The sequence below is a fragment of the Parolsenella catena genome (assembly GCF_003966955.1).
Taxonomy (GTDB): Bacteria; Actinomycetota; Coriobacteriia; order Coriobacteriales; family Atopobiaceae; genus Parolsenella; species Parolsenella catena.
The window spans coordinates 957,008-982,647 of the sequence record NZ_AP019367.1 but is presented as its reverse complement, the minus strand read 5'-3'; the positions used below and the strand labels follow the sequence as shown (position 1 = coordinate 982,647).

Annotated in this window: 23 protein-coding genes and 3 tRNA genes; 21 read left to right on the top strand and 5 right to left on the bottom strand. The window is 64.3% G+C overall.

All coding sequences use genetic code 11. The features are described from left to right. Positions 1-84 precede the first annotated feature (84 nt). A complete protein-coding gene (locus Pcatena_RS04545) occupies positions 85-1,053 on the bottom strand; it encodes a 3'-5' exonuclease (RefSeq protein WP_126422029.1) in 969 nt (322 codons plus the stop codon). 151 nt (positions 1,054-1,204) lie between these two features. Between Pcatena_RS04545 and Pcatena_RS08290 the strand changes: the two genes are divergently transcribed. The 12 genes from Pcatena_RS08290 to Pcatena_RS04485 all read left to right on the top strand — a co-directional run bounded on the left by Pcatena_RS08290 (position 1,205) and on the right by Pcatena_RS04485 (position 11,839). Then, positions 1,205-4,039, top strand: coding sequence for an NAD(P)/FAD-dependent oxidoreductase (locus Pcatena_RS08290; protein WP_172596375.1), 2,835 nt, complete (start codon positions 1,205-1,207; stop codon positions 4,037-4,039). A 2-nt stretch (positions 4,040-4,041) separates the two neighbouring features. After that, positions 4,042-4,416 carry a DUF1667 domain-containing protein gene (locus Pcatena_RS04535; protein WP_126422025.1) on the top strand — a complete coding sequence of 125 codons (375 nt, stop codon included), beginning with the start codon at positions 4,042-4,044 and terminating at the stop codon, positions 4,414-4,416. A 105-nt stretch (positions 4,417-4,521) separates the two neighbouring features. Continuing rightward, positions 4,522-5,934 carry a CCA tRNA nucleotidyltransferase gene (locus Pcatena_RS04530; protein WP_126422022.1) on the top strand — a complete coding sequence of 471 codons (1,413 nt, stop codon included), beginning with the start codon at positions 4,522-4,524 and terminating at the stop codon, positions 5,932-5,934. Positions 5,935-6,066: 132 nt separating this feature from the next. Continuing rightward, positions 6,067-6,140 (top strand) — tRNA-Gln (locus Pcatena_RS04525). Between the two features lie 24 nt (positions 6,141-6,164). After that, positions 6,165-6,241 (top strand) — tRNA-Glu (locus Pcatena_RS04520). A 36-nt stretch (positions 6,242-6,277) separates the two neighbouring features. Next, a tRNA-Glu gene (locus Pcatena_RS04515) sits at positions 6,278-6,354 on the top strand. 196 nt (positions 6,355-6,550) lie between these two features. Further along, the gene (locus Pcatena_RS04510) at positions 6,551-7,291 is read left to right on the top strand and encodes an amino acid ABC transporter ATP-binding protein (RefSeq protein WP_126422019.1); all 741 of its coding nucleotides are present in this window, start codon (positions 6,551-6,553) and stop codon (positions 7,289-7,291) included. Positions 7,292-7,370: 79 nt separating this feature from the next. Beyond that, positions 7,371-8,213: a transporter substrate-binding domain-containing protein gene (locus tag Pcatena_RS04505; RefSeq protein WP_126422017.1), complete on the top strand. Its 843-nt coding sequence runs from the start codon at positions 7,371-7,373 to the stop codon at positions 8,211-8,213. Between the two features lie 90 nt (positions 8,214-8,303). Beyond that, positions 8,304-9,050: an amino acid ABC transporter permease gene (locus Pcatena_RS04500; protein WP_126422015.1), complete on the top strand. Its 747-nt coding sequence runs from the start codon at positions 8,304-8,306 to the stop codon at positions 9,048-9,050. A 3-nt stretch (positions 9,051-9,053) separates the two neighbouring features. Continuing rightward, positions 9,054-9,692 carry an amino acid ABC transporter permease gene (locus tag Pcatena_RS04495; protein WP_126422013.1) on the top strand — a complete coding sequence of 213 codons (639 nt, stop codon included), beginning with the start codon at positions 9,054-9,056 and terminating at the stop codon, positions 9,690-9,692. Between the two features lie 9 nt (positions 9,693-9,701). Then, positions 9,702-10,364, top strand: coding sequence for a cytidylate kinase-like family protein (locus tag Pcatena_RS04490; RefSeq protein WP_126422011.1), 663 nt, complete (start codon positions 9,702-9,704; stop codon positions 10,362-10,364). Positions 10,365-10,528: 164 nt separating this feature from the next. Then, positions 10,529-11,839 (top strand): lysylphosphatidylglycerol synthase transmembrane domain-containing protein, encoded by a 1,311-nt coding sequence (locus Pcatena_RS04485; RefSeq protein ID WP_126422009.1) that lies wholly within the window; start codon positions 10,529-10,531, stop codon positions 11,837-11,839. A 119-nt stretch (positions 11,840-11,958) separates the two neighbouring features. Here the strand turns inward: Pcatena_RS04485 and gltX are convergent, their stop codons facing one another. After that, a complete protein-coding gene (gene gltX / locus Pcatena_RS04480; protein WP_126422007.1) occupies positions 11,959-13,446 on the bottom strand; it encodes a glutamate--tRNA ligase in 1,488 nt (495 codons plus the stop codon). Between the two features lie 136 nt (positions 13,447-13,582). Between gltX and rfbA the strand changes: the two genes are divergently transcribed. Next, positions 13,583-14,467, top strand: coding sequence for a glucose-1-phosphate thymidylyltransferase RfbA (gene rfbA / locus Pcatena_RS04475; protein ID WP_126422005.1), 885 nt, complete (start codon positions 13,583-13,585; stop codon positions 14,465-14,467). 100 nt (positions 14,468-14,567) lie between these two features. Here rfbA and Pcatena_RS04470 read toward each other — a convergent pair whose 3' ends face one another. Further along, entirely contained in the window at positions 14,568-15,536 is a 969-nt protein-coding gene (locus tag Pcatena_RS04470; RefSeq protein ID WP_126422003.1) for a diacylglycerol/lipid kinase family protein, read from the bottom strand. A gap of 95 nt (positions 15,537-15,631) precedes the next feature. Between Pcatena_RS04470 and rnd the strand changes: the two genes are divergently transcribed. The 6 genes from rnd (at position 15,632) to Pcatena_RS04440 (ending at position 20,087) form a co-directional block, all read left to right on the top strand. Beyond that, on the top strand, positions 15,632-16,765 hold the full coding sequence (gene rnd / locus Pcatena_RS04465; protein WP_126422001.1) for a ribonuclease D: 1,134 nt from the start codon (positions 15,632-15,634) through the stop codon (positions 16,763-16,765). Between the two features lie 85 nt (positions 16,766-16,850). After that, the gene (locus Pcatena_RS04460) at positions 16,851-17,552 is read left to right on the top strand and encodes a zinc metallopeptidase (protein ID WP_126421999.1); all 702 of its coding nucleotides are present in this window, start codon (positions 16,851-16,853) and stop codon (positions 17,550-17,552) included. Next, positions 17,552-18,934 carry an exodeoxyribonuclease VII large subunit gene (gene xseA, locus Pcatena_RS04455; RefSeq protein ID WP_126421997.1) on the top strand — a complete coding sequence of 461 codons (1,383 nt, stop codon included), beginning with the start codon at positions 17,552-17,554 and terminating at the stop codon, positions 18,932-18,934. The genes Pcatena_RS04460 and xseA overlap by 1 nt, the downstream gene beginning before the upstream one ends. A 46-nt stretch (positions 18,935-18,980) precedes the next feature. Further along, entirely contained in the window at positions 18,981-19,247 is a 267-nt protein-coding gene (gene xseB, locus Pcatena_RS04450; RefSeq protein ID WP_172596374.1) for an exodeoxyribonuclease VII small subunit, read from the top strand. A gap of 10 nt (positions 19,248-19,257) precedes the next feature. After that, on the top strand, positions 19,258-19,611 hold the full coding sequence (locus tag Pcatena_RS04445; protein WP_126421993.1) for a histidine triad nucleotide-binding protein: 354 nt from the start codon (positions 19,258-19,260) through the stop codon (positions 19,609-19,611). A 53-nt stretch (positions 19,612-19,664) separates the two neighbouring features. Further along, a complete protein-coding gene (locus tag Pcatena_RS04440) occupies positions 19,665-20,087 on the top strand; it encodes a C-GCAxxG-C-C family protein (protein ID WP_126421991.1) in 423 nt (140 codons plus the stop codon). Positions 20,088-20,237: 150 nt separating this feature from the next. Here Pcatena_RS04440 and trpS read toward each other — a convergent pair whose 3' ends face one another. Next, on the bottom strand, positions 20,238-21,287 hold the full coding sequence (gene trpS / locus Pcatena_RS04435; protein WP_126421989.1) for a tryptophan--tRNA ligase: 1,050 nt from the start codon (positions 21,285-21,287) through the stop codon (positions 20,238-20,240). Between the two features lie 348 nt (positions 21,288-21,635). On the opposite strand from trpS, the gene nrdD reads away from it, so the two are divergent. Together nrdD and nrdG are read left to right on the top strand one after the other, a co-directional pair. Beyond that, complete coding sequence (nrdD, locus tag Pcatena_RS04430) at positions 21,636-23,858, top strand: anaerobic ribonucleoside-triphosphate reductase (protein WP_126421987.1); 2,223 nt, start codon at positions 21,636-21,638, stop codon at positions 23,856-23,858. 65 nt (positions 23,859-23,923) lie between these two features. Next, positions 23,924-24,475: an anaerobic ribonucleoside-triphosphate reductase activating protein gene (nrdG, locus tag Pcatena_RS04425; protein WP_126421985.1), complete on the top strand. Its 552-nt coding sequence runs from the start codon at positions 23,924-23,926 to the stop codon at positions 24,473-24,475. A 155-nt stretch (positions 24,476-24,630) separates the two neighbouring features. On the opposite strand, the gene Pcatena_RS04420 is transcribed toward nrdG, so the two are convergent. Continuing rightward, the gene (locus Pcatena_RS04420) at positions 24,631-25,587 is read right to left on the bottom strand and encodes a type II 3-dehydroquinate dehydratase (protein ID WP_126421983.1); all 957 of its coding nucleotides are present in this window, start codon (positions 25,585-25,587) and stop codon (positions 24,631-24,633) included. Between the last annotated feature and the right edge of the window lie 53 nt (positions 25,588-25,640).

Genomic DNA, 25,640 nt, shown 5'->3' with positions numbered 1-25,640 from the left:
GGACGGGTCCCTTTGGTCCCGCGCGCGGCCTGGCGCGAGGCCGGGGAGCCAAACGAACCCGTCCCCTTTGGCGCCCGTCGCTGGCTACTCCTTGAAGCAGTGGCGCGCAACGAACTCGGCCTGGACGGTGCGCAGCATGAGCTCGGTGTCGTCGAGGCCCTGGTGGACCTCAGCCTCGGTCTTGGCGAGCGTGCCGCGGCGGCGTGCCCAGTTCTCGAGTGAGGCCGGGCTCGACTCGCGCGGCAGCGTCTTGACCTCTGGGTCGAGCTGGCGGCAGATGTCTCGGGTGTCCACGGGCACGATCTTGCCCGCGCGGCGCGCCTCGGCGTAGCCCTCGAGGTGCAGCGTGAACCAGGAGTCCTCAAAGGCGGCGTTGTGTGCCATGTAGGGGTACTTCTTCATGAGCCTGAGCAGCTTTGCCTGCAGCTTCTTGTCCTGGCGGAAGGGTGTCTTTCCCGCAACGTCGGCCCAGCCGATGTGGTGGATGCGCTCCAGGGGCACGCCCTTCTCGGCGTACATGTCCGGGATGCCGCAGAAGTGTGCCTCGGCGTCGTGGGGCTCGGCGTCTGCCGTGAGCTCCATGATCTCAAAGCCCACGTTCACGATGTAACCGCGGTCCGGGTAGCGGTCCGTCGTCTCGATGTCGATGCCCAGCACCGTGCCGCGGATGGGCTTGGTGACGTAGGCCACACCCAGGTTGTTCCTGTCTCCGCCCACCTCGCGCATGACGGTGGAGGCCTTGCGCCTCTGAAGCGCCGCGACGCCGGCGCACAGGTCCTGGTCGCTCATGCCGCGCGCGAGGCTGCTGTCGCGGGTGTTGTTGAGCCGCTCGATGCCCATCTGGTCGCACAGCTCGCGGTTGCGGTCGGCGAGGTCGAGGATGACGTCATAGCCAAAGCCGGGGTTGTCGTTCTTGGCGAACTCCTCGCGCAGCGTCGCGAGCGCCTCCTCGTTCTTCTGTCGCTCCGCGTCCATGGAGCTGAAGCCGCCGCAGTAGACGATCTCTGGGAATACGAGCGCGTTTGCGTGCTCGAGTGCCTGTGCCACGTTCATGTCGTGAGTCCTATCTCGCGTTGGGGGGCAAGCCCCGCGTGTTTACGGTTGGGAATCGTAGCACGCATCTACCTCTCGCCGAGATTCGCGTCTTGCCTGGGCTGGGTGTGGGGACAATGGCGCCAACTGGCACGCTTCGATGGGAGAGACCATGAGCGAAGACGCTACCCCGTCCCTTGGCATAGCCTGCCCCGGGATTGCCCGCGGCGCGTATGATGTCGCCATCATTGGCGCCGGCGTCGCTGGCTGCTGCTGCGCCCGCGAGCTGGCACGCACGAGCGGCTCGCTTCTCGTGCTCGAGGCCGGCGACGACATCGCCTGTGGCGCCACGAGGGCAAACTCGGGGATAGTGCACGCGGGTTACGACCCCGAGCCCGGCACGCTCAAGGCCAGGTACAACGTGGAGGGCTCGAGGCTCTATCCTATGTGGGCGGCAGAGCTTGGCTTCTCCTACGTGAGAAACGAGTCGCTTGTTGTCGGCTTTGACGAACGGGACGAGCGCGCGCTTGTCGCCCTCTCCCTTCGCGGGGCCGAGAATGGCGTTGAGGGCCTCTCCGTCATAGACGGCGAGGAGGCGCGTCGTCTCGAGCCCAACCTGTCAGCCGAGGTCACCTGCGCGCTGCGGGTTCGCACCGGCGGCATCTGCGACCCATACGAGGTTGCCCTCACCGCCCTCGAGAACGCCGTGCAAAACGGTGCCGAGGTGGCCTTTGACGCGCGCGTGACCTCGCTTGAGCGCGTGCGCGGCGGCTACGTCATCGGGCTTGCGGGCGGAGGCCGCGTGTGTGCCCGCGCGGTCGTGAACGCGGCGGGGGTCCACTCGGCCGAGCTCCACAACCTCGTGTGCGCCCGCAAGCTCCAGATCATCCCCGTTCGCGGTGACTACCTGCTCTATGACCCCACGCTCGGCCCCACGTTCTCCAGGACGATTTTCCAGGTGCCCACGACGGCCGGCAAGGGCGTGCTCGTGAGCCCCACGGTGCACGGCAACCTCTTCGTAGGCCCGAGCGCGGAGCCGCAGGCGGACGCGGACTCGGTGGCCACGTCCCGCCGTGGCCTCACGGCGATTCTCGAGGGGGCGCGCAGGACGTGGCCGCAGGCGAGCTCGCGGGGCGTCATCACGAACTTCGCGGGCGTGCGAGCCAAGGGCGCGGGACATGACTTCGTCATCGGCGAGCCGGATGACGCCCCCGGCTTCTTTGACGTTGCCTGCCTCGAGTCGCCGGGCCTCACGAGCGCCCCTGCGGTCGCCGTCGACATCGCGCGGCGCGTGGCGCGGCGTCTGAACCTCGGTGCCCGCCCGGACTTCGAGCCGCGGCGCGCGCCCAAAAGGCGCCTCGCACGCATGGACGCGGACCAGCGCACCCGTGCCATGCGGGAGGACCCGGCATGGGGCCACGTCGTGTGCCGCTGCTCGCCTGTGAGCGAGCATGAGGTCGTGCGCGAGCTCCATGGGACGCTGCCCGTGCTGTGCCTCGACGCGCTCAAGTGGCGTACCGGTGCCACCATGGGGCGGTGCCACGGCGGCTTCTGCACGCCCGAGCTGCTGCGCATCGTGTCGCGCGAGCTTGGCGTCGAGCCGTCTCGGGTCGAGAAGCGCCTCCGTGGCTCCTGGATTGTCTCGCGCTCGCGTCCGGGCTATGCGAGGCTTGCCGCTGCGGCTTGCGATGAGGCGGCGGTTGACGTCCCCGAGCCCGCGCAGGTATATGACGTCGTCGTTGTGGGCGGCGGCGCCGCCGGCATGGCCGCGGCCGCGTCGGCGCGTGCGGCGGGCGCGAGTGTTGCGCTCATCGACCGCGAGGCGTCCCTCGGCGGCATCATGCGCCAGTGCATTCACAACGGCTTTGGCCTCAAGCGCTTCTCAGAGGAGCTCACCGGTCCGGAGTTTGCCTCGCGCGAGGCGGCTCTGCTCGACGGCGTTGACGTCTGGTCCTCCTCGAGCGTGCTCGCGCTGCATCCCGGTGTCCTCCACGAGCTTGAGGTCGTGTGCCCCGGAGGCGCTCGCTTCGTTCGGGCGAGGTCCGTGGTCCTCGCGTGCGGGTCTCGGGAGCGCGGCTTTGGCGCGCTCGGCATCGCTGGCGACCGCCCCTCGGGAATCTACACGGCAGGGTCTGCCCAGGCGCTCATCAACCTGCATGGCTGTTTGCCGGGGCGCCGTGCCGTCATCCTCGGCTCCGGTGACATCGGTCTCATCATGGCGCGCCGCATGACGCTCGAGGGCATGGAGGTCGAGGGCGTCTACGAGCTTCTCGACCACCCGAGCGGACTCAAGAGAAACATCGTGCAGTGCCTTGATGACTTTGGCATTCCCCTTCACCTGTCCCACACCGTCGTCGCCACCCATGGGGCGGGGCGCCTCGAGTCGGTGGACATCGCCGCCGTCGACCCCGCCACGAGGCGCGCAATCGAGGGCACGGAGCAAAACGTCGCCTGTGACACGCTCGTGCTCTCGTGCGGGCTCATCCCCGAGAACGAGCTTGCTCGCGAGGCGGGCGTTGCCCTGAGCCCCGTGACGGAAGGCGCCCTCGTCGACGACCGTCTCGAGACGAGCATTCCGGGCGTCTTTGCCTGTGGAAACGCGCTGCACGTCCACGACCTCGCAGACCTTGCGGCGGCCGAGGGAGACGCCGCGGGTGCCGCAGGCGCCTCAAGCGCTCGCTCGGGGCGCGTCGCGAGCTCGGACCCCGTCGTTCCCGTCGAGCCGGGGCCGGGGGTCCGCTATGTGGTGCCGCAGCGTTTGCATGGGGGCGGGTGCCCCGTTACGCTCTCCTTCAGGGTCTCTGACGTTGCCCGGGATGTATCCCTTGAGGCCGTGGCAGAGCTTGCGGACGGCGGGGAGATGACCCTCAGGTCCCGCAGGGCACGCGTCGTGCTGCCGGCGGAGATGGAGCGCCTCGAGGTCACCGTCTCGCCCGAGGCGGCGCTCGTGGCCTCAAGGGTCGTCGTGCGCGTCGCGAGCGCAAGTCAGAAGAGGGGAGATGCCTGAGCATGTGCCATTCCGAGAAGCTAACGCTCACCTGCGTCTGCTGCCCCGTTGGCTGCGAGCTCGAGGTGGAGCGGACCTCCGCGGCGCAGGCGACCTACCTGTCCGGCGCTGGCTGCGCGAGAGGCAAGAGGTACGGGCCCGCCGAGGCAATCAGCCCGCAGCGCGTCGTCACCACGACGGTCTTCGTCCCCGGCGTGGCCACGCCACTTCCCGTGAAGACCGCAGGTCCCGTGCCGCGCGAGCTCGTGGGAGACGTCACCGCGGCCGCAAAGCGGGCGGCAGAGCAAATGTCGGCCTCGGTGCGTCGCGGTGACGTCGTGGTGCGCGATGTCTGCGGCACGGGCGTGGACGTCGTCGCCACGGCCGACACGCGCTAGGGGCAGGCGGCGCGCGGCCGGCCGTGTGGTCCGGGCTTACGCTCTCTCTCGCAAAAGGTCGTCACGGTATACTTTTCACGTTGCTCAAACGTGAAAGGGATATCCATGCCAGCTGCCTTCATATCGCGTGACCTCGCCCCGACCCATGCGCTTCGCGCGCTTGCGGTCCTTGAGGCCGCCGGGCACGAGGCGTGGGTCGTGGGCGGCTGGGTGCGCGACGCCCTGCGCGGATGCCCCGCCCACGACGTCGACGTCTGCACGGACGCCACATGGCAGCAGAGCGAGGCTGCGTTCGAGGCTGCGGGCGTTGAGGTACACGAGACGGGCATCAAGCACGGTACCGTCACGGCCATCGTGTGCGGCCAGCCCGTTGAGGTCACGACCTACCGCATCGACGGCGACTACTCAGACTCCCGCCACCCGGACTCCGTGACATTCGTTAGGGACGTTCGCGAGGACCTCGCGCGTCGGGACTTCACCGTCAACGCCATGGCTTGGCATCCCGACCGTGGGCTTCTCGATCCCTTTGGAGGCAATGAAGACCTCGCGGCCGGCCTCATCCGTGCCGTGGGCGATCCCGCACGACGCTTCGAGGAGGATGCGCTGCGCATCCTGAGGGCCGTGCGGTTTGCCTGCCGTCTCGGCTTTTTAATCGAGTCGGGGACGCAAGCCGCCCTTGAGGCCGCTGCCCCCACGCTTGACCGAGTGGCGCAGGAGCGCATCGGCTCCGAGCTCCGGGGGATCGTCGCCACCGGCAGGGCGAGCTGGGCCATCCGCGAGCAGCGTGAGGTAATGTTTGCCGCCCTGCCCGAGCTTGCCCCGATGGATGGCTTCGACCAGCGCAGCCCCTACCACGTCTATGACGTGCTCGAGCACACGCTGCGCGTCATGGAGGGCGTCGAGAGCCTCACCTCGGAAGGGGCGAGCGAGCGTCTGCGCTGGGCGGCGATGCTCCACGACGTGGGCAAGCCCACCTGCTTCACGATCGACGACCGCGGCCAGGGTCACTTCTTCGGGCATCCCGCCGAGGGCATGCGCATGGCAAGGGCGCTTCTGCGCCGTCTCGCCATCCCCCACGAGCTCGCCCAGCCCATCGTCGCCCTCGTCCGCTACCATGACCGACCCACGCAGCCCAACGTCTCCTCCATGCTCTCGCTCATCGCCTCCGTCGATGCCATGAGTGGGCTTCGGGAGCGCTCCGAGGTCATCTGGCTCATGCGCGAGCTTCTGTGCCTGCGCCGCGCCGACGCGCTCGCTAAGGCTCCGGAATGCCGTGGGTATGCCTACGAGCTCAACGAGCACGAGCGTGTGCTGGGCCAGATCGAGCGGGAGGGCCTGTGCTGGCGCGTGCGAGACCTTGCCGTGAGTGGGGGAGACCTCATTCGGGAGTGTGGCATGAGTCCGGGACCTGCCGTGGGCGAGGCGCTCTCTCGTGCCCTCGGGGCCGTGATGGCCGGTGAGCTGCGCAACGACCATGACGAGATCATCGCGTGGCTTGCGCGCTCGCTGGCGGAATGACGCCGTACGTTACCTGCGGAAAGGAAGAAATTTCTAATCTCGCAAAATTTTTTTTGAAAAAGTACTTGCGCTGTCGAGGGCGCTTCCGTATAGTATTTCCTCGCGCTGAGGCGCAGACAGGCATTGAGAAATTGGGATGTCGTCTAATGGCAGGACAGCGGATTCTGGTTCCGTCAATGGGGGTTCGACTCCCTCCATCCCAGCCATTCGCCTGTCTAGTTTAAGCACATGGCCCGTTCGTCTAGCGGTTCAGGACGCCGCCCTCTCAAGGCGGAGATCACCAGTTCGAATCTGGTACGGGCTACCATGAGTTCTCCGGGACACTCTGAGTCCCTCTACATATGGCCCGTTCGTCTAGCGGTTCAGGACGCCGCCCTCTCAAGGCGGAGATCACCAGTTCGAATCTGGTACGGGCTACCAACTTTTGGACGGGCCGCGAAAGCGGCTCGTTTTCGTAACTAGCAGGGCCTGGAGTGGCATCGCCAGGCATTTGGGAACGTTCTCCCATGTAGCGGACGTGTTTCTAGTTCGTCACATTTGGGTACTATCTAACTCTATAGCTGAAAACGTACCGTACAGTTGTCCTCGTAAGGTCGAGAGAAAAGGGATGTGTGCTATGGCCGAGGCCAAGAACATGATCGAGATTCACGATCTCAACAAGTACTTCGGTGACGTTCATGTCCTCAAGGACATCAACCTCACGGTCAAGGAGGGCGAGAAGCTCGTCATCATCGGTCCGTCCGGCTCCGGCAAGTCGACGCTCATCCGTTGCGTCAACTACCTCGAGGAGCCCACGAGCGGCTCCATCAAGATTGACGGCACCGAGCTCACGAAGAAGAACCACCTGGAGATGGCCCGCAAGTACTCCTCGATGGTCTTCCAGCAGTTCAACCTCTACCCGAACATGACGGTGCTCGGCAACCTCACCCTTGCCCCCATCAAGCTCCAGAAGAAGAGCAAGGAGGAGGCCACCAAGACCGCGCTCGAGGCGCTTCGCCGCGTTGGCCTCGAGGCCAAGGCGGGGGAGTATCCCCAGAACCTCTCAGGCGGCCAGCAGCAGCGTGTCGCCATCGCACGTGCCCTGTGCACCAGGCAGCCCATCATCCTGTTCGATGAGCCCACGAGCGCTCTTGACCCCGAGATGGTCCAAGAGGTCCTGAACGTCATGGTCGAGCTCGCCCAGGAGAACATCACGATGATGTGCGTCACGCATGAGATGGGCTTTGCTCGTGAGGTGGCAGACCGCGTCATCTTCGTCGAGGACGGCCAGATCATCGAGGAGGGAACGCCCGAGCACTTCTTCACGAACCCGAGCAGCGAGCGCACCAAGCTCTTCCTCAGCAAGATCCTCCGCTAGGCACCTCTCGTCGGCATGCTCCTCGCGCCGGCGGTTCTTCCCATACGCTTTGCGTCACCAACACGAAAGGGGTTTCACCATGCGCAGTCTCTCCCGTCGTCAGTTCGTCGGATCCATGGGCGTTGCGGCGGCAGCCGTCGCCGGCCTCGGCCTCGTCGGCTGTGGCGGCAGCTCCAGCTCTGACTCCGGCTCCAAGGTCCAGACCATCAAGGACCGCGGCAAGCTCAAGTGCGGCGTCAAGAAGGACGTCATGGGCTATGGCCTGCTCGACACCGCCACGGGCAAGTACGAGGGCATGGAGATTGACCTGTGCTACCAGGTTGCTGCCAAGATCTTCGACGTTTCCTATGAGGACGCCAAGGACAAGGACCTCGTCGAGTTCACCGACGTCACGCCCAAGACTCGTGGCCCGCTCATTGACAACGACACGCTCGATCTCATCTGCGCCACGTACACGATTACCGACGTGCGCAAGCAGGACTGGGACTTCACTGACCCGTACCGCACCGACCACGTGGGCATCCTCGTCAAGAAGGGTTCCATGTCCTCGATGAACGACCTCGACGGAAAGCACATTGGCGTCTCCCAGGGCTCCACGACCAAGGACGAAATCACCAAGATGCTTCAGGACAACGGCTTTACCGCCACGCCGCAGTTCGATGAGTACCCCGACTATCCCTCCATCAACAGCGCCCTCGACGCCGGCCAGATCGATGCCTTCGCCATGGATCGCTCGACGCTCAAGACCTACACGACTGACGACAAGGAGCTTCTGCAGCCCGAGATCGAGTTCGGCGCCCAGGACTACGGCATCGCCACGAAGAAGGGCTCCGACCTCTCCGAGGTCACCGAGGCCGTCGTGAAGGACGTCACCAGCAACGGCTGGATCGATGAGGAGATCCAGACCTGGGGTCTGCTCTAAGTTGATTGCTTGGCCCCCAACAAGGGCCCTGGCGGGTCGCCCGGGATCTGACTTCCGGGCGACCTCGCATATGTTTACGAAGGGAACGAGATGCTAGACGGACTCCTCGATCCGATGCGATGGTCGCTGACCTTCGCCGAGATGGACTCCCTGTGGACGGGCTTTGCGCTTACGCTCAAGGTCGTCCTTGCGGGACTTGCGCTGTCGCTCGTGCTCGGCACGATCCTCGGTGTGTTCTCCACCACGCGCTCGCGCGTGCTTCGTGGCATCAGCCGCGTGTACGTCGAGTTCTTCCAGAACACGCCGCTTCCTGTGCAGGTGTTCTTCATGTACATGGCCGGACCCAAGCTCCTCCAGGCCATCCTGGGCACGGCTGATCCTGTGCGCACGAGCGCTTTTGCGCTTGGCACGCTCGGCGTGGGGCTGTATCACGCGGCCTATGTCTCCGAGGTCATCCGCACGGGCATCGAGTCCGTTCCGCGCGGCCAGTTCGAGGCGGCGCTCTCCCAGGGCTTCTCGCGCCTGCAGTCCTACGTCTACATCGTGCTGCCGCAGACGTTCAAGGTTATTCTGCCGCCGCTGTGCAACCAGGCGCTCAACCTGGTCAAGAACACGTCCGTGCTCGCGCTCATCGCCGGCGGAGACCTCATGTACAACGCGGACAACTTCGTCTCCACCTACGGCTACCTGCAGGGCTACATCATGGCCTGCGTCCTATACTTCATCATCTGCTTCCCGCTGGCCATCCTCGTCCAGTGGCTCGAGGCCCGTTCCAAGAAGCGTCCGCGTGCCAAGGTCATCCCTGGCGTTACGACCGAGACCGCCAAGGAGGCCTAGGACATGGAACTGTTCACCCCAGACAACATGAGCTTCATGCTCGCGGGCTTTGGCAAGACACTCGTCGTCTCGTTCTTTGCCATCATCTTCTCGCTCGTGTTCGGCACGGTCCTGGCACTCGTGAAGTCGTATGCGCCGCGTCCCTTCCGCTGGCTCGTGAGCGCCTACATCGAGCTGTTCCGCTGCACGCCTAACCTGCTGTGGATCTTGTTCATCTACTTCACGGTCAAGGGCAACGACGTGGTCATCTCGGTGATGGCGTTCACGATCTTCACCTCGGCCGTCATGGCAGAGATCGTCCGCGGAGGTCTCAACTCCATCCCGGTGAGCCAGTTCGAGGCCGCCCGCTCGCAGGGCTTCGGGTTCTTTGCCACGATGCGCCTCATCATCCTGCCGCAGACGTTCAAGACGATCATCCCCGCGCTGTTCAGCCAGTGCACGACGGTCATCAAGGACAGCTCTTACCTCGCAGGCATCAACGTCGCGGAGTTCATGTACTGCTCCAAGGTCGTCATGGCAAAGACCACGAGCCTCAATGACGTGCTCCTCGTGTATGGTTTTGTCTTCCTGCTGTACTTTGCGCTGAACTTTGGCATCTCGCTGCTCGTGCGCGCCTACCAGCGCCGCGTCGTCGCCGCCTAAGGAGAGACCATGTCTGACAAGAACATCGAACAGGTCAGTCCCGATACGAGCACCTATCCGGTCGTCATCACGATTGCCCGCGACTTTGGTGCCGAGGGCCACGAGATTGGCAAGATGCTCTCGACGGAACTTGGCATCCCGCTCTATGACAACGAGATTCTCGTGCGCGCCTCCATGCGCGCCGGTGTGACGACCGACCAGATCGCTGCCTATGACGAGAGCCTTGCCGCTGAGGTGGCTGCCTTCCTGCCCGATCGCGTGGACACCCGCTCTGCCGCCGACAAGCTCTTCAAGCAGATGGAGGGCGTCGTCCTCGACCTGGGCTCCACGCAGAGCTGCATCATCGAGGGGCGCCTTTCCGACTACATCCTTCGCGACAACCCCAACCGTATCTCCGTGCTCGTGACGGCCCCTCTCGACGCGCGCGTGGAGATCGTGCGTGCCAAGCGCGGCATCACCGAGAAGAAGGCCAAGAAGCTCGTGAAGCGCATGCAGCGCGCTCGCGAGATGTTCTACAAGCGCTACTCCGCGGGCAAGTGGATGCTCCACTCCGGGAAGGACGTCGTGGTCAACCGCGCCCGCTTTGGCCGTCAGGGCTGCGTGGACATCCTTGCGGCCGCATACCGCACCAAGGTCGCGGCGGTCGAGCGCGCCAAGCAGGCTACCGAGTAGGGTTGCCAAGATTTTTGTGTCTGCGGGGCACCTGGTCTTTTGACTGGGTGCCCTATGTTCGTTCGCGGTGCAGATGCACCCTGACGTCATGTGCCCCTCCTTGTCCGCGGTAAAATCTTGAAGATTAGCTTGGGCGGCGCGCGCCGCACGGACACGGGAGCTTCATGGCCAAGATCGAAGACAGCTCGACCCATATCGCCGCGAACGGGGGCGGCGAGGATGCCTCCAAGGCCAAGTCCGCGCACAGGGCCCGAGCTCCCAGGCCGAGGCTTGCCGGGACTCCTGCCCGAAGGCATGCGTCCTCTGCGCAGGAGAAGCCTGCTGACCCCGACAAGAAGCAAGCCGCGCGCGGAGCCCAGTTCATCGGTCTTGTGTTCGCCGCCTACGTGGCGTTTCTGTTTTTCTCCGGCCAGATCGACGAGTTTGTCTCGGCGTTCGCGAATGTCGAGATGAGATGGCTCGTGGGCGCGGTCGTCTGCGTCTGCCTGTATTTTCTTTTGGGTACGCTCGCCTACGTGACGGCGGTCTACCTCGACCACGACTCACCGGTGGGATTTCGTGACCTCATGGCCGTTGAGGCGTCCGGCAACTTCTTCGGAAACCTCACGCCCATGCAGATGGGGGCTCTTCCCTCGCAGATCTACCAGCTCACGAAGGCGGGACTTTCCGTGGGTGCGGCCTCGGCCACGCAGTTCACGCGCTTCATCATGTTCCAGTTTGGCGTCGTGTTGTTTGCCGGCATCATGCTGTGGGCCAAGCTCGGATTCTTCATCGCGAGTTATGGCGACATCGTCATTCTCAACCTGCTAGTCTTTGCCGGCCATGCCCTCGAGCTCATCGGCCTGTTCGTCGTCTGCCTGTGCCCCAACTTCGTGAGGCGCGCCGGCAGTGGCCTTCTGCGCTGGGCCAACGGTCATGGCTGGGTCAAGAACTATGACAAGTGGGACGAGATGATCAACGTCCAGGTGGCCCAGTTCTCCTCGGCGTTCAGGCGTTCTGCCGCAAATATCCCGGACATGGCGCTCACGCTCGTCATCACCATGACCCAGCTTGGTTTTCTCTACATGGTTCCGTGGTTCGTGCTCCACGCCTTCGGCATCGAGGCAGACTTCCTCACCTGTCTGGCGGCCGGCTCCATGGTCCAGCTCGTCTCCACCGCCGTTCCCCTGCCCGGCGGGACGGGTGGCGCAGAGGGCGGCTTTGCGCTGTTCTTTGGTCCCATGCTCGGCAGCTCCGCCACGGCCGGCTTTCTCGTGTGGCGTGTCGTTACGTTCTTCCTTCCCACGTTCGCGGCCCTTCCCATGATTGGCCTCAAGAGCTCCCATAGGGAGAGCATCTACCATCGCGCGCAGCGGCTGCGCGGCCGTGGCGGGTCTGGCGCACGTGCCCCGCGCGGGGGAGTGGCTTACAAGCCCAAGAGGCATGGCTCCAAGAAGCTCGTCGTCAAGAAGGCCGGCACTCAGAAGAAACGGTAATACCGGCGGTTGGCAACCGCGCTGCTTGGTCATAAGCCAATCTGCAAAGAAAATGGGGGTGCCCCAAGGTCTCAGACCCTGGGGCACCCCCATTGCATATCGTGGTGCGGACGTGCGCCCTAGAGGGCCATGCCGCGGGCGCGCTTGATGCGAGCGAGCGCGTCGGCCTTGCCCACGAGCTCGATGACAACGCCGAGCGGCGGGCTCACGAGGTTGCCGCAGACGGCGGCGCGGATGGCCTGGAAGACGAGGCGCTTCTTGACGTCGAGCTGCTCGGGCAAGACCTCGAGCGCGCCGTCGATGGCCTCGGCGTTCCAGCTGCCGTCCGGGACGGCCTCGAGCGCGGAGGCGGCGGCTGCGAGCACGTCTGCCATGCCCTCCTTGGCCAGGCCCTTGCTCACGGCCTTATCCTCGTAGGTGAGCGACTCCGCCGTGGCGAAGACTATCGAGCAGATGCCGGCAACGTCACCGAGGTGCTTCGTGCGAGGGCGCACGACGGAGGCAAGCGTGCAGAGCCACTCGCGGGTGTGGTCGCCCTCGTCCATGAGGCCGGCCTCGACGAGCTCGGGCACCATGATCTTGTCGGTGAACTCGTCGTCGCTCATGTTGGCGAGGTACTCGGCGTTGATCCAGTCGAGCTTTGCCGGGTCGAACGTGGCGGGGTTCTTGGAGACTCGGTCGAGCGAGAAGGTCGAGGCAAGCACGTCTCGCGGCACGATCGTCGTCTCGCCGTCCGGCGACCAGCCGAGAAGGGCGAGGTAGTTCACGAACGCGTCGGGTAGGTAGCCCTCGTCGCGGAACTCCTCGACGCTCGTGGCGCCGTGACGCTTCGAGAGCTTCTTGCCGTCTGCGCCCAGAATCATCGAGATGTGAGCAAAGACGGGCACGGGGGCGCCCAGCGCCTCGTAGACCATGACCTGGCGCGGCGTGTTGGAGAGGTGGTCGTCGCCGCGTATGACGTGGGTGATGCCCATGGCGGCGTCATCGACGACGGTGGCGAAGTTGTAGGTGGGGGTTCCGTCGGATCGGAAGATCACGAAGTCGTCGAGCTCCTTGGCGTCAAAGGTTACGTCGCCGTGGACGGCGTCGTGGATGACGACGTCACCGCGACCGTCGGGGACCTTGATGCGCAGGACGTACGGCTCGCCGGCGTCAATGCGACGCCTTGCCTCGTCGGGGTCGAGGTCGCGACAGCGGCGCTGGTAGCCCTGGAACGGGTCCTTGCGTGCCTTGGCGGCCTCGCGGTCTGCGGCAAGCTGCTCGGGCGTGCAGAAGCAGGGATAGGCCTTGCCCTCGTCCCAGAGCCTCTGGGCGGCCGCCTTGTACATGTCCAGGCGCTCGGTCTGGGCGTAGGGGCCAAACTCGCCGCCCACGTCCGGGCCCTCGTCCCAGTCGAGACCCATCCAGCGCATGGCGCGCAGGATGATCTGGGTGTTCTCGTCGGTGGAGCGCGTCGGGTCGGTATCGTCGATGCGTAGGATGAACGTGCCGTTGTTTGCGCGGGCGAAGGCCCAGTTGAAGATTGCGGTGCGCGCGCCGCCAACGTGGAGCTTGCCCGTGGGAGAGGGGGCAAAGCGCACGCGTACGGGCTTGGTGCTATCGGACATGTAGGAGTCCTCCTTGCTCAGGTACATAGACCGCATAAGTATACGCCGCCCGATTGCCGCGGCGCGAGCAGGCCAAGCTCGCCTGTGGCGCTATACTTCTTACGAGCATACACGCGACCCAAGGAGGCTCATCCAAGTGAAGGGCATCGTTTTGGCCGGAGGTTTCGGCACGCACCTGTACCCCATGACGTTCTCGGGCTCCAAGCACCTGCTTCCCATCTATGACAAGCCGCTCGTCTACTACTCGCTCGCCACGCTCATGAAGGCGGATATCCGCGACGTTCTGTTCATCGTGAACCCGCAGGATATGGGCGCCTACGAGGCTCACTTTGGCGATGGCTCCCAGCTTGGCATGAACATCCAGTACAAGGCCCAGGAGAGCCGCGATGGCATCGCCCAGGCGTTTCTCATTGGCGAGGACTTCATCGACGGCGACCGCGTGGCGCTCATCCTCGCTGACAGTATCTTCTACGGCTCCGGCTTTGACCAGAACCTCTCCGAGGCCATCACGCGCAAGAAGGGCGCCACGGTGTTTGGCTATCAGGTGAAGCACCCCGAGTCCTATGCCGTCATCGACTTCGACGCCTCCACCAAGAAGGTCTCCTACATCGAGGAGAAGCCCGAGGAGGCCCGTACCAACTACGTGGCCACCGGCCTGTACGTCTATGACGAAAAGGTCGTCGAGTACGCCAAGACGCTCAAGCCCTCCGCGCGTGGCGAGCTCGAGATCACGGACCTCAACCAGATCTACCTCGACCACAAGCAGCTCTACACCACGATGCTTCCCGAGGGCTTTGCCTGGTTCAGCCCGCGCACGGTCGATGACCTGTTCCACGCCGGCGAGTTCGTGCGCGTTGTCCAGCAGTCCACGGGCACCAAGATCGCCTCCATCGAGGAGATCGCCTATCGCAAGGGCTGGATCGGCCGCGCCCAGCTCCTCTCGCTCGCGAGCAAGATCCAGAAGACCGAGTACGGCAAGTACCTTGAGGGAATCGCCCTCTCGACGGACGAGCTCAAGTAGTTTGCCCCACGAGCCGGTCAATTTACGCATACGAGTAGGCCCCACCACGTTTCGCTTGAATCGTGGCGGGGCCTCTTTTGTGCGCGGGTCTCAATGAGTCCTATTCGGGGAAGGGAAGGTCTGCGGCAACGGGGTGCTTCGGAGCAGTCCTTGGCTCGTCGGGCGCGTAGCGGCTCAGGCCGTCCACCACGAGGTTGTTTGCTCCTGCGAGCACACGGGCGTCCCAGTGCGTTACCGCGTCGCAGATGACCTCGCCGTCGACCTGCATGGGTATGGGCTCGGAGGCGGTGATGGAGACGGACCTTCCGCGGAACGTCTCGAGCGTGGGCCTGCCCAGCTTGCCCTTGGGGTCCAGAAGACCCGACAGCAGCGGGCGAATGAGCTCGGCGGTGCGACTCACCTCAAGGACGATGACGTCGAGCCGACCGTCAACCATCGTGCAGCCGGGGACGATCTCCATGTCGAGCTGGATCATGGCGTTGTTGGCGACGAGACAGGCGATGCCGTCGCACTCGTGAGCGACGCCGTCAACCTCGATGCGGTAGTGGACGACGCGCGGGCTTGGATCGGAGAGGGCGGCCATGAAGTAGGCGGCCTCGCCCATGGCCTTCTTGTTGGGTGCTGCCGCGCTCATGAGCTCGGCGTCAAAGCCGGTCCCCGCCATGATAGAGAAGCCCCTCGTGTGGGATGCGCCGTCTGCGATCCAGCTTGCCTCCCCAAGGTCGCAGGCGGCGGTGTTGGCCCACCTGCAGGCTCTTGCGAGCGCAGCCGGCTCGGGGGAGTTGCCGATGTTTGCGAAGAGCAGGTTCGCCGTGCCGGAGGGGAACACGCAGACGTCCACATCTCGGTTGCGCAGCGTGTACAGAAGGTTGGAGACCGTGCCGTCTCCACCAGACACCACGACGACGTCAAAGCTCTCCGCATCCGCGAGGACCTGCTCGTTGTCGCATTCCTCGCCCAGGACGCGAAGGACGCACTCGTCGCCCGCGTGGACGAGCTCGCGCTCGAACGCGAAGACGGCGTCGGAGCCAAAGCCCGAGCGTGGATTATGTGCGATGAGGCAGCGCATGGTATCCTCCTGTCTGTGCGCGTGTGCGCACGCATGCCATGGTAGCCGATTTTGCCTCGATTCCGCGATTGCGCCCGGGGCTGAGAGGTCCTTCCTTGTTCATCTCAACGTATGAGGAGCTCGAGCGCTTCTGCGAGCGCGCGTCCTCCAGTCCGGTGCTTGCCGTCGATACCGAGTTCCTTCGCGAGCGCACGTATCGCCCCAGGCTCTGCCTCATCCAGCTCGCGACCTCGGCAGACGACATCGCGGCGGTTGACCCCATCGCCATCCGTGACCTCTCGCCCATCGCGAGGCTGTTCGAGGACCCATCGATCGTCAAGATCCTGCATGCCTGCTCGCAGGACCTCGAGGTCATTGACGGCGCCATGGGCTGCGTTCCTTCCCCGATGTTTGATACCCAGCTCGCCGCCGCCTTCCTTGGCCACAGGATGCAGCTGGGATATGGCGCGCTCGTGGAGTCCTACACGGGCGTCCACCTTGCCAAGGCCGAGAGCCTTACGGACTGGTCTCGCCGCCCGCTTGACCCCGAGCAGCTCGTGTATGCCGAGGATGACGTCCGCTACCTTCCTGGAATCTACGAGCAGATGCGCTCCGAGCTTGTGGATCGCGACCGCCTCTCCATGGTGCTTCCGGAGATGCAGGCGCTTCTTGATCCATCGCACTATCGCCATGACCCGATGCTTGCCTACCAGCATCTCAAGCGCGTGAGCTCGCTCACCAGGCGTCAGCTCGCGGTGGCTCGCGAGGCGTGCGGCTGGCGAGAGAGGCTTGCGGCCAAGCGAGACATCCCGCGCAAGTGGGTCCTGTCCGACGAGGTCCTCGTCGAGGTCTGTCGTCGCGCGCCCGCAGACGAGCAAAGGCTCCGTAGGATTCGCGGCACCGAGCAGCTCTCCGAGAGGGACTCGGCCGCCCTTCTCCACGCCATCTCCCGTGGGCTCTCCTGTCCTGCGTCCAACTACCCGAGCGTGCCGAGGCGCTCGCGCCCGTCGGGCGAGCAGGAGAGCGTCGTTGACCTCATGTACGCTATGCTGCGCATCATCTCCGAGCGCTCCGGCGTGGCCACTCAGCTCATCGCCACGCGAGACGAGCTGCTTGACTTCATGTCTGGCGAGGAGGGAGCCTCGCTATCCCAGGGCTGGAGGTATGAGCTCGCCGGGCGCCAGCTCGAGGGCCTCCTGTCCGGTTCCTGTGGCCTCACGGTGAAGGACGGGCGCGTCGAGATTCTCTAGCCCCGTGCCCCAACGGCCCCGCTCGATCACTTTCTGTCCGGTTGTGGGTACATACTCTTCCAAGTCGTTGACGGAAGGCGGTCTCATGTATTACGGCTACGGCATGGGTTATGACCCCATGTACCTGCTCCTCATCGTTGTTTCCACCATCCTTGGCATGGCCACGCAAGGCTACATCAAGTCCACGTATGCCAAGTGGTCGAAGGTCCCGCTCGACTCCTCGCTCACCGGTGCGGACGTCGCGAGGCGCATGCTCGCAGACGAGGGGGTCTCGGGCGTGGGCATCGAGGCAATCGGTGGGGAGCTCACGGACAACTACGATCCGCGCAGCAACGTGCTTCACCTCTCGCAAGGCAACCTCAGGGGCGGCTCTGTGGCAAGTGCGGCGGTGGCCTGTCACGAGGCGGGTCACGCCGTTCAGCACGCACGTGGCTACGTGCCCGTGAGAATTCGTTCGGCTCTCGTGCCGGTCGTCAACTTCACGTCCAATGCGTGGATGATTGTGTTCTTCCTCGGCATTGCCATGGGAGCGGCCGGGCTCACGCGTTTTGCCATCGCGCTCTTTGCCTTCTCGGTCATCTTCCAGATCGTGACGCTGCCCGTGGAGTTCGACGCGTCTCGTCGTGCGGTTGCCTACGTGGAGCGCAGCGGCCTTGGTCCGCAGGCGGTGCGCGGGGCAAAGAAGGTGCTCGTGGCCGCGGCCCTCACGTATGTGGCCGCCGCCCTCGTCTCCGTGCTCCAGCTGCTCTACTATCTCTCCAAGACAGACCGCAGGGGAGAGCGCTGATGGCGTGGACGAGCGTCGACACGAGGGGAGCGCGTTCGGTGACGGATGTCGTCGGGGGCTCTGACGCCCTGAGCGTCACTGCTGCCGTCGGCGCCGCCGGCGCGTGCGTGAAGAAGCTCGGTCCCATGCTCGTCACGGGAGAGGTCACGGGCTTCCGCGGACCCAACGCGCGCTCGGGTCACTGCTACTTCGAGGTCAAGGACGACTCCTCGGTCATGAGCGTGAAGGTGTGGAAGGGCATCTACGCCAAGAGCGGCGTTGCGCTCAAGGATGGCCTTCAGCTCGAGATGTGGGGGAGCTTCGATGTCTATTCCGGCAACGGTGAGCTCTCGTTCATTGCCAAGCGCATCTCAGTCGCCGGTGAGGGGCCGCTTCAGAGGCAGGTCGAGGCGCTGCGTGCCAAGCTCAAGGCCGAGGGCCTCGCGGATCCTGCCCGCAAGCGGCCCATTCCTCGCTTCTGCACGCGCGTCGCCGTCATAGGCAGCATCTCCGGCGAGGTCATCGATGACGTCAAGCGAACCCTGCTGCGTCGCAACAAGCTCGTGGAGATCCAGGTCGTGGGCGCGAGGATCCAAGGCGTCGGGGCCCCGGAGGACATCATCCGAGCCCTTGGCATCGCCGCCGCCGCACGTCCCGACGCCATCCTTCTCGTGCGCGGCGGCGGTTCCTACGAGGAGCTCATGACCTTCAGCGACGAGTCACTCTGCCGAGCCGTTGCCGCCTGCCCGGTCCCTGTCATCACGGGCATCGGTCACGAGCCCGACTGGCCCATCGTTGACGACGTGAGCGACCGCAGGGCATCGACGCCCACGGGCGCAGCCGAGAGCGTGGCACCGGCCCTTGACGAGATCGTTGGCTCAATCAACACGAGGCGCGAGCGTCTCTTTCGTGCCATGGACGTTATCCTCGAGCAGCATGCCCGAGCCATCGGCCAGCAGGGGCTGCTCATGCAACGCTCCATGAGCTCGAGAATCTCTCACGAGTCGCTTCGCGTCGAGTCCCTTGCGAGCAGGCACTGCCTGAGCGACCCCATGACGATCGTGTCCGATCGTGAGACGAGCCTTCTTCAGGTCGAGCAGCGCCTGCTCGACGCGCTGCCCCGATCGCTTGAGCGCAAGGGCCGGGAGCTCGACTCGCTTGCCAGCCGCCTTTCGGGTGTGGGCCCTCGCATCGTGAGACCCTACGAGGCGAGGGTGGGCAGTCTCGCGGCCACGCTCGATGCCCTCTCGCCGCTCAAGGTGCTTGGGCGTGGCTACGCGATCGCGCGCGACTCGGATGGGCATGTCGTGACGAATGCGTCGGCGCTTGCGCCCGGGGATGCCGTGAGCGTTCGCCTGGGCGAGGGTTCCTTCGAGGCTGCCGTGACGGGTGTCTCCAAGTAGGTACATGTTCGACCGCACGCGCGGTCTCGAGAAAAGGAGGGGCGCCATGGCGCTTGAAGAGAAGGAAAGAGAAGTCGGCCAGCTCACGTTCAAGGAGGCCTCGGTGGAGCTCGAGCGTGTCGTTCGTCAGCTTGAGAGCGGCGACCTCGAGCTCGAGGACGCGCTTGAGCGCTACACTCGCGGTGTCGAGCTGCTGCGCAGCCTTCGCGACCGTCTCGCCCACGCCGAGCAGCGCGTGCAGGTACTGCTCGACAGCACGAGCGAGGTCGAGGTCCCCGACACCACGACCGCTGACGCCACGAGCAACAACTAGGAGACCCATCATGTCCGACTGCATTTTCTGCAAGATTGCCAACCACGAGATTCCCTCGACCACGGTCTACGAGGATGATGACGTCATCGCGTTCCGCGACCTCGATCCGCAGGCGCCCACGCACGTGCTCGTCATCCCAAAGAAGCACTACGCCAACATCTGCGATGGCGTGCCCGCCCAGACCCTCGCCGCCATGACGCATGCCATCGACGAGGTCGTGAAGGCCGAGGGGATCGACAAGACCGGCTACCGCGTCATCAGCAACGCGGGCGCTGACGCCGGCCAGACGGTCATGCACTTCCATATGCACGTCCTTGGGGGAAAGAAGCTCGGGATGGGCCTGCTGCCGGCGGATGCCGAGTAGGGCACGTCTGAGAAATATGCCGCGGATGTGGCACGTAAGAAGGGGAGAGGGACATGGAGTCGAGAATCGCGCGCGCGGACGAGCTGCACCGAAGGGGCTACAACTGCGCCCAGGCCGTCGCCTGCACTTATTGCGACCTCGCTGGCGTTGACGAGGCGGTGGCCTTCCGTGGCATGGAGGCGTTCGGCCGTGGCATGGGTGGCATGGATGGCACGTGCGGCGCCATCTCTGGTGCCGTTTACCTTGCCGGGCTTGTCACGAGCGACGTCAACCTCGAGAAGCCCGCGAGCAAGCGTGAGAGCTACAAGCTCTCCGAGCAGATCGTGAGCGCATTTGCCGAGAAGAACGGCGCCACCTCCTGTCACGAGCTCAAGGGCATCAACTGCGACCACGGGATGCTGCGCAGCTGCCCCGGCTGCATCCAGGACGCCTGCGAGATCGTCGAGCGCGTCCTGTTCTCGGATAAGTTCAACTAGGAACTCATCGATAGGGCCCCGGCGGGGCATGCCGTCTGCTCGAACAGCTTCGCATTCGCGAAGAACTCGCATCCGACATACCCCACCGGGGCCCTTCGTACATGTATTCCTTCTAGCCTTGCAAGTGAATCCGTTTGCAAGTGGATGGGCCTAATACACCATTCCCATGGCCTCGCGGACCTCGGCGAGGGTGGCGTTCGCGATTTCGTTGGCGCGGCGGTTGCCCTCGTGCAGGACTTCCTTCACGTAGTCGAGGTCGTTCTCGTAGGCGTGCCTGCGCTCGCGAATCTCGGCGAAGCGATTGTTGACGGCCTCGGTCGTGTACTTCTTGAGCGCTCCTGAGCCTCCCATGCCAATCTCGTCCGCAATCTCTCTGGGGTCGCGACCGGTGCAGATGGCTGCGGTGGAGAGAAGGCCCGAGACGCCGGGACGGTTCTCGGGGTCGAACGTGATCATGCGCTCGCCGTCCGTCTGGCTCTTCTTGATGCGCTTGGCCGTCTCCTCGGGCGTCATGGAGATGGAGATGGCGTTGCCGTAGGATTTGCTCATCTTGCGGCCGTCGAGGCCCGGCAGCAACGGCGTGTCGGAGAGCAGGGCGTCGACCTCGGGGAAAACCTTGCCATAGCGATTGTTGAACTTGCGCGCGATGAGTCGCGTGAGCTCGATGTGGGGAAGCTGGTCGCGGCCGACCGGCACCACGTTGCCCTTGCAGAACAGGATGTCACACGCCTGGTGCACCGGGTAGGTGAGCAGAAGGCCCGTGAGCTCGTGTCCGCTTGCCTCCATCTCTGCCTTCACCGTGGGGTTGCGCTGGAGCTCGGCCTCGGAGACGAGGGAGAGGAACGGCAGCATGAGCTGGTTTGCCGCCGGCACGGCCGAGTGCGTGTAGATCATGGTCTTGTCCGGGTCGATGCCGCAGGCAAGGTAGTCCATGACCATGTTGTAGACGTTGTCCTGGATGTGGTCGGTCGTGTCGCGGTCGGTGATGACCTGGTAGTCGGCGATGAGCACGTTCGTGCGGACGCCCATGTTCTGGAGCTCCACGCGGCCCTTGAGCGTGCCAAAGTAGTGGCCCAGGTGCAGGCGTCCCGTCGGCCTGTCTCCGGTGAGCATGGTGTAGTTGCCGGGGTTCTCGGGTAGGTCTGCTCGGATGGCATCGCTGCGGCGCTGGGCGACCTCGTAGCTTCCCTCGTTGGGCATGTGTTCCTCCTATGCGGGCGATCGGCCCCTAGCTCTGCCCGCCTTGCGCGAGCATAGAATGTGACCCCGCTATGGTACGACAAGCATGGGTTCCGGTCGAACGGCGCCTACCTGCGGCTTTGCTGCTCATATAGAGCATATGCACAATATGTTGTGGTCATGCGGCACTGTTTACCATGTGTATTGTGTGCGCTGGCACTCTCTGGAAGAATGTCAAGACTGGAATTGCCAGACGGTTCGCCTAGTATCTATAGCGCGACGCGCCCTCGTGGCGCAGATTTCTCGAAGCTCAGACGCGTCCGGCGAGCGTTGTGCCGGGCGCGGTGCGTATACCAGAGGAGACGGCACATGAAGATCGTGAAGCGCAACGGCTCAGAGGTAACGTTTGACGTCAACAAGATCGTCTCGGCGATCGAGCGCGCCAACATCACCGTGCCGCTCGAGCAGCGCCTCACCCATGAGCAGGTCGTTGACGCGGGCGACGCGGTCGAGGCCGAGGCCGCGGCCTGCGGCCACACCGTGACGGTCGAGGAAGTCCAGGACATGGTCGAGGACCAGATCATGGCCAAGGGCGCATTCTCCGTGGCTCGCAACTACATCACGTATCGCTACATCCAGGGCCTCAAGCGCCAGAACAACACGACTGACGACAAGATCCTCTCGCTCATCGAGTGCAACAACGAAGAGGTCAAGCAGGAGAACTCCAACAAGAACCCCACGGTCAACTCCGTGCAGCGTGACTACATGGCCGGCGAGGTCTCCAAGGACCTCACGATGCGCATGCTGCTGCCCGAGGACGTCGTCGAGGCACATAACGAGGGCATCATCCACTTCCACGACTCGGACTACTACGCCCAGCACATGCACAACTGCGACCTCGTGAACCTCGAGGACATGCTCCAGAACGGCACCGTCATCTCCGGCACGCTCATCGAGAAACCGCACAGCTTCTCGACGGCCTGCAACATCGCAACGCAGATCATCGCCCAGGTGGCGTCGTCGCAGTACGGCGGTCAGTCCATCTCGCTCACGCACCTTGCCCCGTTCGTCGAGGTGAGCCGTCAGAAGATTCGTCGCGAGGTCATGGCCGAGCTGTCCGAGCTTGGCGTCGAGGCCTCCGAGGAGAAGGTGCGCACCGTGGTGGAGAACCGCCTCCTCGATGAGATCCGTCGCGGCGTCCAGACCATCCAGTACCAGGTCGTCACCCTCATGACCACGAACGGCCAGGCGCCGTTCGTCACGGTGTTCATGTACCTCAACGAGGCGCGCACCGCCCAGGAGAAGCATGACCTCGCCCTCATCATCAAGGAGACGCTGCGCCAGCGCTACGAGGGCGTCAAGAACGAGGCCGGCGTCTGGATCACGCCCGCGTTCCCCAAGCTCATCTACGTGCTCGAGGACGACAACATCGAGCCGGGCCAGAAGTACTACTACCTCACCGAGCTTGCCGCCAAGTGCACGGCCAAGCGCATGGTGCCCGACTACATCTCCGAGAAGAAGATGCGCGAGCTCAAGCTCTCCAAGGGCGAGACGGCTGGCAACGGCGACTGCTACACCTGCATGGGCTGCCGTAGCTTCCTGACGCCCGACCGCTCGGGCAACGGCTTTGACAACGTCGCCCAGGCCAAGAACTATGACCCGAGCAAGCCCAAGTACTACGGCCGCTTCAACCAGGGCGTCGTCACGATCAACCTGCCCGACGTGGCGCTGTCCTCCGGCGGCGACGTCGACAAGTTCTGGCAGATCTTCGAGGAGCGCCTCGAGCTGTGCCACAAGGCGCTGCGCTGCCGCCACGAGCGCCTGAAGGGCACGCTGTCCGATGCCGCGCCCATCCTGTGGCAGTACGGCGCCCTCGCGCGCCTTCCCAAGGGTGCCAAGATCGACCCCCTGCTCTATGGCGGCTACTCCACGATCAGCCTGGGCTACGCCGGTCTGTACGAGTGCGTCAAGTACATGACGGGTCACTCCCACACCGATCCCGAGGCCACGCCGTTCGCGCTGTCCGTCATGCAGAAGATGAACGACAAGTGCAACGAGTGGAAGCGCGCCGAGAACATCGACTACTCCATCTATGGCACGCCTCTCGAGTCCACAACCTACAAGTTCGCCAAGTGCCTGCAGCGCCGCTTCGGCGTCATCGAGGGCATCACGGACCACGGCTACATCACGAACAGCTATCACGTCAACGTCCGCGAGAACATCGACGCCTTCACCAAGCTCAAGTTCGAGAGCGAGTTCCAGCGCCTCTCGCCGGGTGGTGCCATCTCCTACGTCGAGGTTCCCAACATGCAGGACAACCTCGAGGCCGTCATGAGCGTGCTGCACTACATCTACGACAACATCATGTATGCCGAGCTCAACACCAAGAGCGACTACTGCCAGGTGTGCGGCTATGACGGAGAGATCAAGATCGTCGAGGACGACGGCAAGCTCGTCTGGGAGTGCCCGCACTGCGGCAACCGCGACCAGTCCAAGCTCAACGTTGCCCGTCGCACGTGCGGCTACATCGGTACGCAGTTCTGGAACCAGGGCCGTACCGAGGAGATCCGCGACCGCGTGCTGCACCTGTAGGAACCCCTTGCCCCGGATGCGCCTGGCGTGCCCGGGGCTTTTTATGCAAGGAGGGCCCAAGCCCGATGAACTATGGAGCCATCAAGTACTGCGATATCGCCAACGGCGTGGGCGTGAGGACGTCACTGTTCGTATCGGGCTGCCGCGTCCAATGCCCGGGATGCTTCAATGGTGAGGCGCAGGACTTCTCGTACGGGCTGCCCTTCACGCGCGAGACCGCCGATGAGATCGTCGAGAGCCTTCGGCCCTCCTATGTGCGGGGACTCTCGCTTCTGGGCGGGGACCCCATGGAGCCCGAGCATCAGTCCGAGCTTCTCGCGCTGTGCGAGCTCGTCATTCGCGAGCTTCCCGAGAAGGACGTCTGGTGCTACACGGGCTACGTCTACGACCGAGACCTTGTCCCAGGCGGCAGACGCTACGTCGAGGGCGTGACAGACGCGCTGCTCGACTGCATCGACGTGCTCGTTGACGGCCCCTTCATCGAGGCCGAGAAGGACATCACGCTGCGCTTCCGCGGCTCTGCCAACCAGCGTCTCATCGACCTTGCCAAGACTCGCGAGACGGGTCAGATTTGCCTGTGGAGCGACGGCCCCGTGTTTGGCACACATGCGATGTAATGTGCTGCACGGAATTTGAGGCTATCGGGCTTCTTGGGCGCTAAATGTGCACGAAAAACGAGGTTATCGGCAAAAAATGCGTTCGCGCGTGCCGATAGCCTCGTTTTGTGTGCGGGCGCCTTATGGAAAGCCGGCGACGGGCGAGTGCCTGTACGCTACATCCCCAGGCGCGCGGCGAGGTCGAGAATGGCCTTGCGATAGCCCTCGAGCCCCATGCCGGTGATGGTCTCGAAGCAGGCCTGGCGCACGTATGAGACCTGGCGGAAGTCCTCACGGTCCTCGACGCGGGAGATGTGAACCTCCACGCAGGGGAGGGACACCGCCTTCAGGGCGTCGAGGATGGCGACGGAGGTGTGCGTGTAGGCGGCCGGGTTCATGACGATGCCGTCATAGGTTCCAAGTGCCGCCTGGATCTCGTCGACGATGGCTCCCTCATGGTTGCTCTGGAAGCAGCGAATGCCCGAGAACCCAGCCTCGGCCGCGGCAGCCTTGCACGTGCGGACGAGCGCCGCGTAGTCGGCCTTGCCATAGATGCTCGGCTCGCGGATGCCGAGCATGTTTATGTTCGGTCCGTTGATGACAAGGACGGACTTGCCGCCCTTCTCCGGCTTTGCGGAAGCGGCGGCCTTCGTCCCCTCGTCCAGGAAGGCCCGTAGCGCGTCCATGTCCTCCTTGCCCAGGCGTTCGTCGTTGATGGCGGCGCGCTGCTGGGCGCGGTAGGAGCTCCTGCGTCCGGGAGTGATGACGATGTGGTCCTGCTTCTTGGGCTCGGGCCGCCTATCCTCGGCCTCGATCTTCTCGGGGGCGTCTGCCAGAGCGCCCATCGGGCTCTTCGGTGCCATGGAGGGGCCGCTCACGCCAACTCCGGATTGAAGCGAGAACTCCCGGGACACGCCCTCAATCGATGCCGGGCCCAGCACGACCTCGATTCCGTCGTGTCCGCGGCGCACGGTCCCCAGCACGCCCTTGATTTCCTTGAGCTCGTCGGACTTGACCGCATCCGGGCTCGTCAGCGTGAGTCTCAGACGCGTGAGGCACGTCATGACGCTCGTGACGTTGTCGCTGCCGCCCACTGCGGCAAGAATCTTGCTCGCGACTTCCCGGTACTCCATGGTGCTATCCCTTCTTGAGGCGATGCGCCTGTGCCTCGTCGATCAAATTCGTA

Excerpts from the sequence above, each read along its gene's own strand:
- Pcatena_RS04505 (WP_126422017.1), top strand. The coding sequence starts at position 7,371 with ATGCGCAGTCTCTCCCGTCGTCAGTTCGTCGGATCCATGGGCGTTGCG.
- Pcatena_RS04495 (WP_126422013.1), top strand. The coding sequence starts at position 9,054 with ATGGAACTGTTCACCCCAGACAACATGAGCTTCATGCTCGCGGGCTTT.
- Pcatena_RS04545 (WP_126422029.1), bottom strand. The coding sequence starts at position 1,053 with ATGAACGTGGCACAGGCACTCGAGCACGCAAACGCGCTCGTATTCCCA.
- Pcatena_RS04460 (WP_126421999.1), top strand. The coding sequence starts at position 16,851 with ATGTATTACGGCTACGGCATGGGTTATGACCCCATGTACCTGCTCCTC.
- Pcatena_RS04420 (WP_126421983.1), bottom strand. The coding sequence starts at position 25,587 with ATGGAGTACCGGGAAGTCGCGAGCAAGATTCTTGCCGCAGTGGGCGGC.
- nrdG (WP_126421985.1), top strand. The coding sequence starts at position 23,924 with ATGAACTATGGAGCCATCAAGTACTGCGATATCGCCAACGGCGTGGGC.
- xseA (WP_126421997.1), top strand. The coding sequence starts at position 17,552 with ATGGCGTGGACGAGCGTCGACACGAGGGGAGCGCGTTCGGTGACGGAT.
- Pcatena_RS04530 (WP_126422022.1), top strand. The coding sequence starts at position 4,522 with ATGCCAGCTGCCTTCATATCGCGTGACCTCGCCCCGACCCATGCGCTT.
- Pcatena_RS04490 (WP_126422011.1), top strand. The coding sequence starts at position 9,702 with ATGTCTGACAAGAACATCGAACAGGTCAGTCCCGATACGAGCACCTAT.
- Pcatena_RS04535 (WP_126422025.1), top strand. The coding sequence starts at position 4,042 with ATGTGCCATTCCGAGAAGCTAACGCTCACCTGCGTCTGCTGCCCCGTT.
- Pcatena_RS04440 (WP_126421991.1), top strand. The coding sequence starts at position 19,665 with ATGGAGTCGAGAATCGCGCGCGCGGACGAGCTGCACCGAAGGGGCTAC.
- trpS (WP_126421989.1), bottom strand. The coding sequence starts at position 21,287 with ATGCCCAACGAGGGAAGCTACGAGGTCGCCCAGCGCCGCAGCGATGCC.
- gltX (WP_126422007.1), bottom strand. The coding sequence starts at position 13,446 with ATGTCCGATAGCACCAAGCCCGTACGCGTGCGCTTTGCCCCCTCTCCC.
- Pcatena_RS08290 (WP_172596375.1), top strand. The coding sequence starts at position 1,205 with ATGAGCGAAGACGCTACCCCGTCCCTTGGCATAGCCTGCCCCGGGATT.
- Pcatena_RS04445 (WP_126421993.1), top strand. The coding sequence starts at position 19,258 with ATGTCCGACTGCATTTTCTGCAAGATTGCCAACCACGAGATTCCCTCG.
- Pcatena_RS04500 (WP_126422015.1), top strand. The coding sequence starts at position 8,304 with ATGCTAGACGGACTCCTCGATCCGATGCGATGGTCGCTGACCTTCGCC.
- Pcatena_RS04510 (WP_126422019.1), top strand. The coding sequence starts at position 6,551 with ATGGCCGAGGCCAAGAACATGATCGAGATTCACGATCTCAACAAGTAC.
- xseB (WP_172596374.1), top strand. The coding sequence starts at position 18,981 with ATGGCGCTTGAAGAGAAGGAAAGAGAAGTCGGCCAGCTCACGTTCAAG.
- Pcatena_RS04485 (WP_126422009.1), top strand. The coding sequence starts at position 10,529 with ATGGCCAAGATCGAAGACAGCTCGACCCATATCGCCGCGAACGGGGGC.
- nrdD (WP_126421987.1), top strand. The coding sequence starts at position 21,636 with ATGAAGATCGTGAAGCGCAACGGCTCAGAGGTAACGTTTGACGTCAAC.
- Pcatena_RS04470 (WP_126422003.1), bottom strand. The coding sequence starts at position 15,536 with ATGCGCTGCCTCATCGCACATAATCCACGCTCGGGCTTTGGCTCCGAC.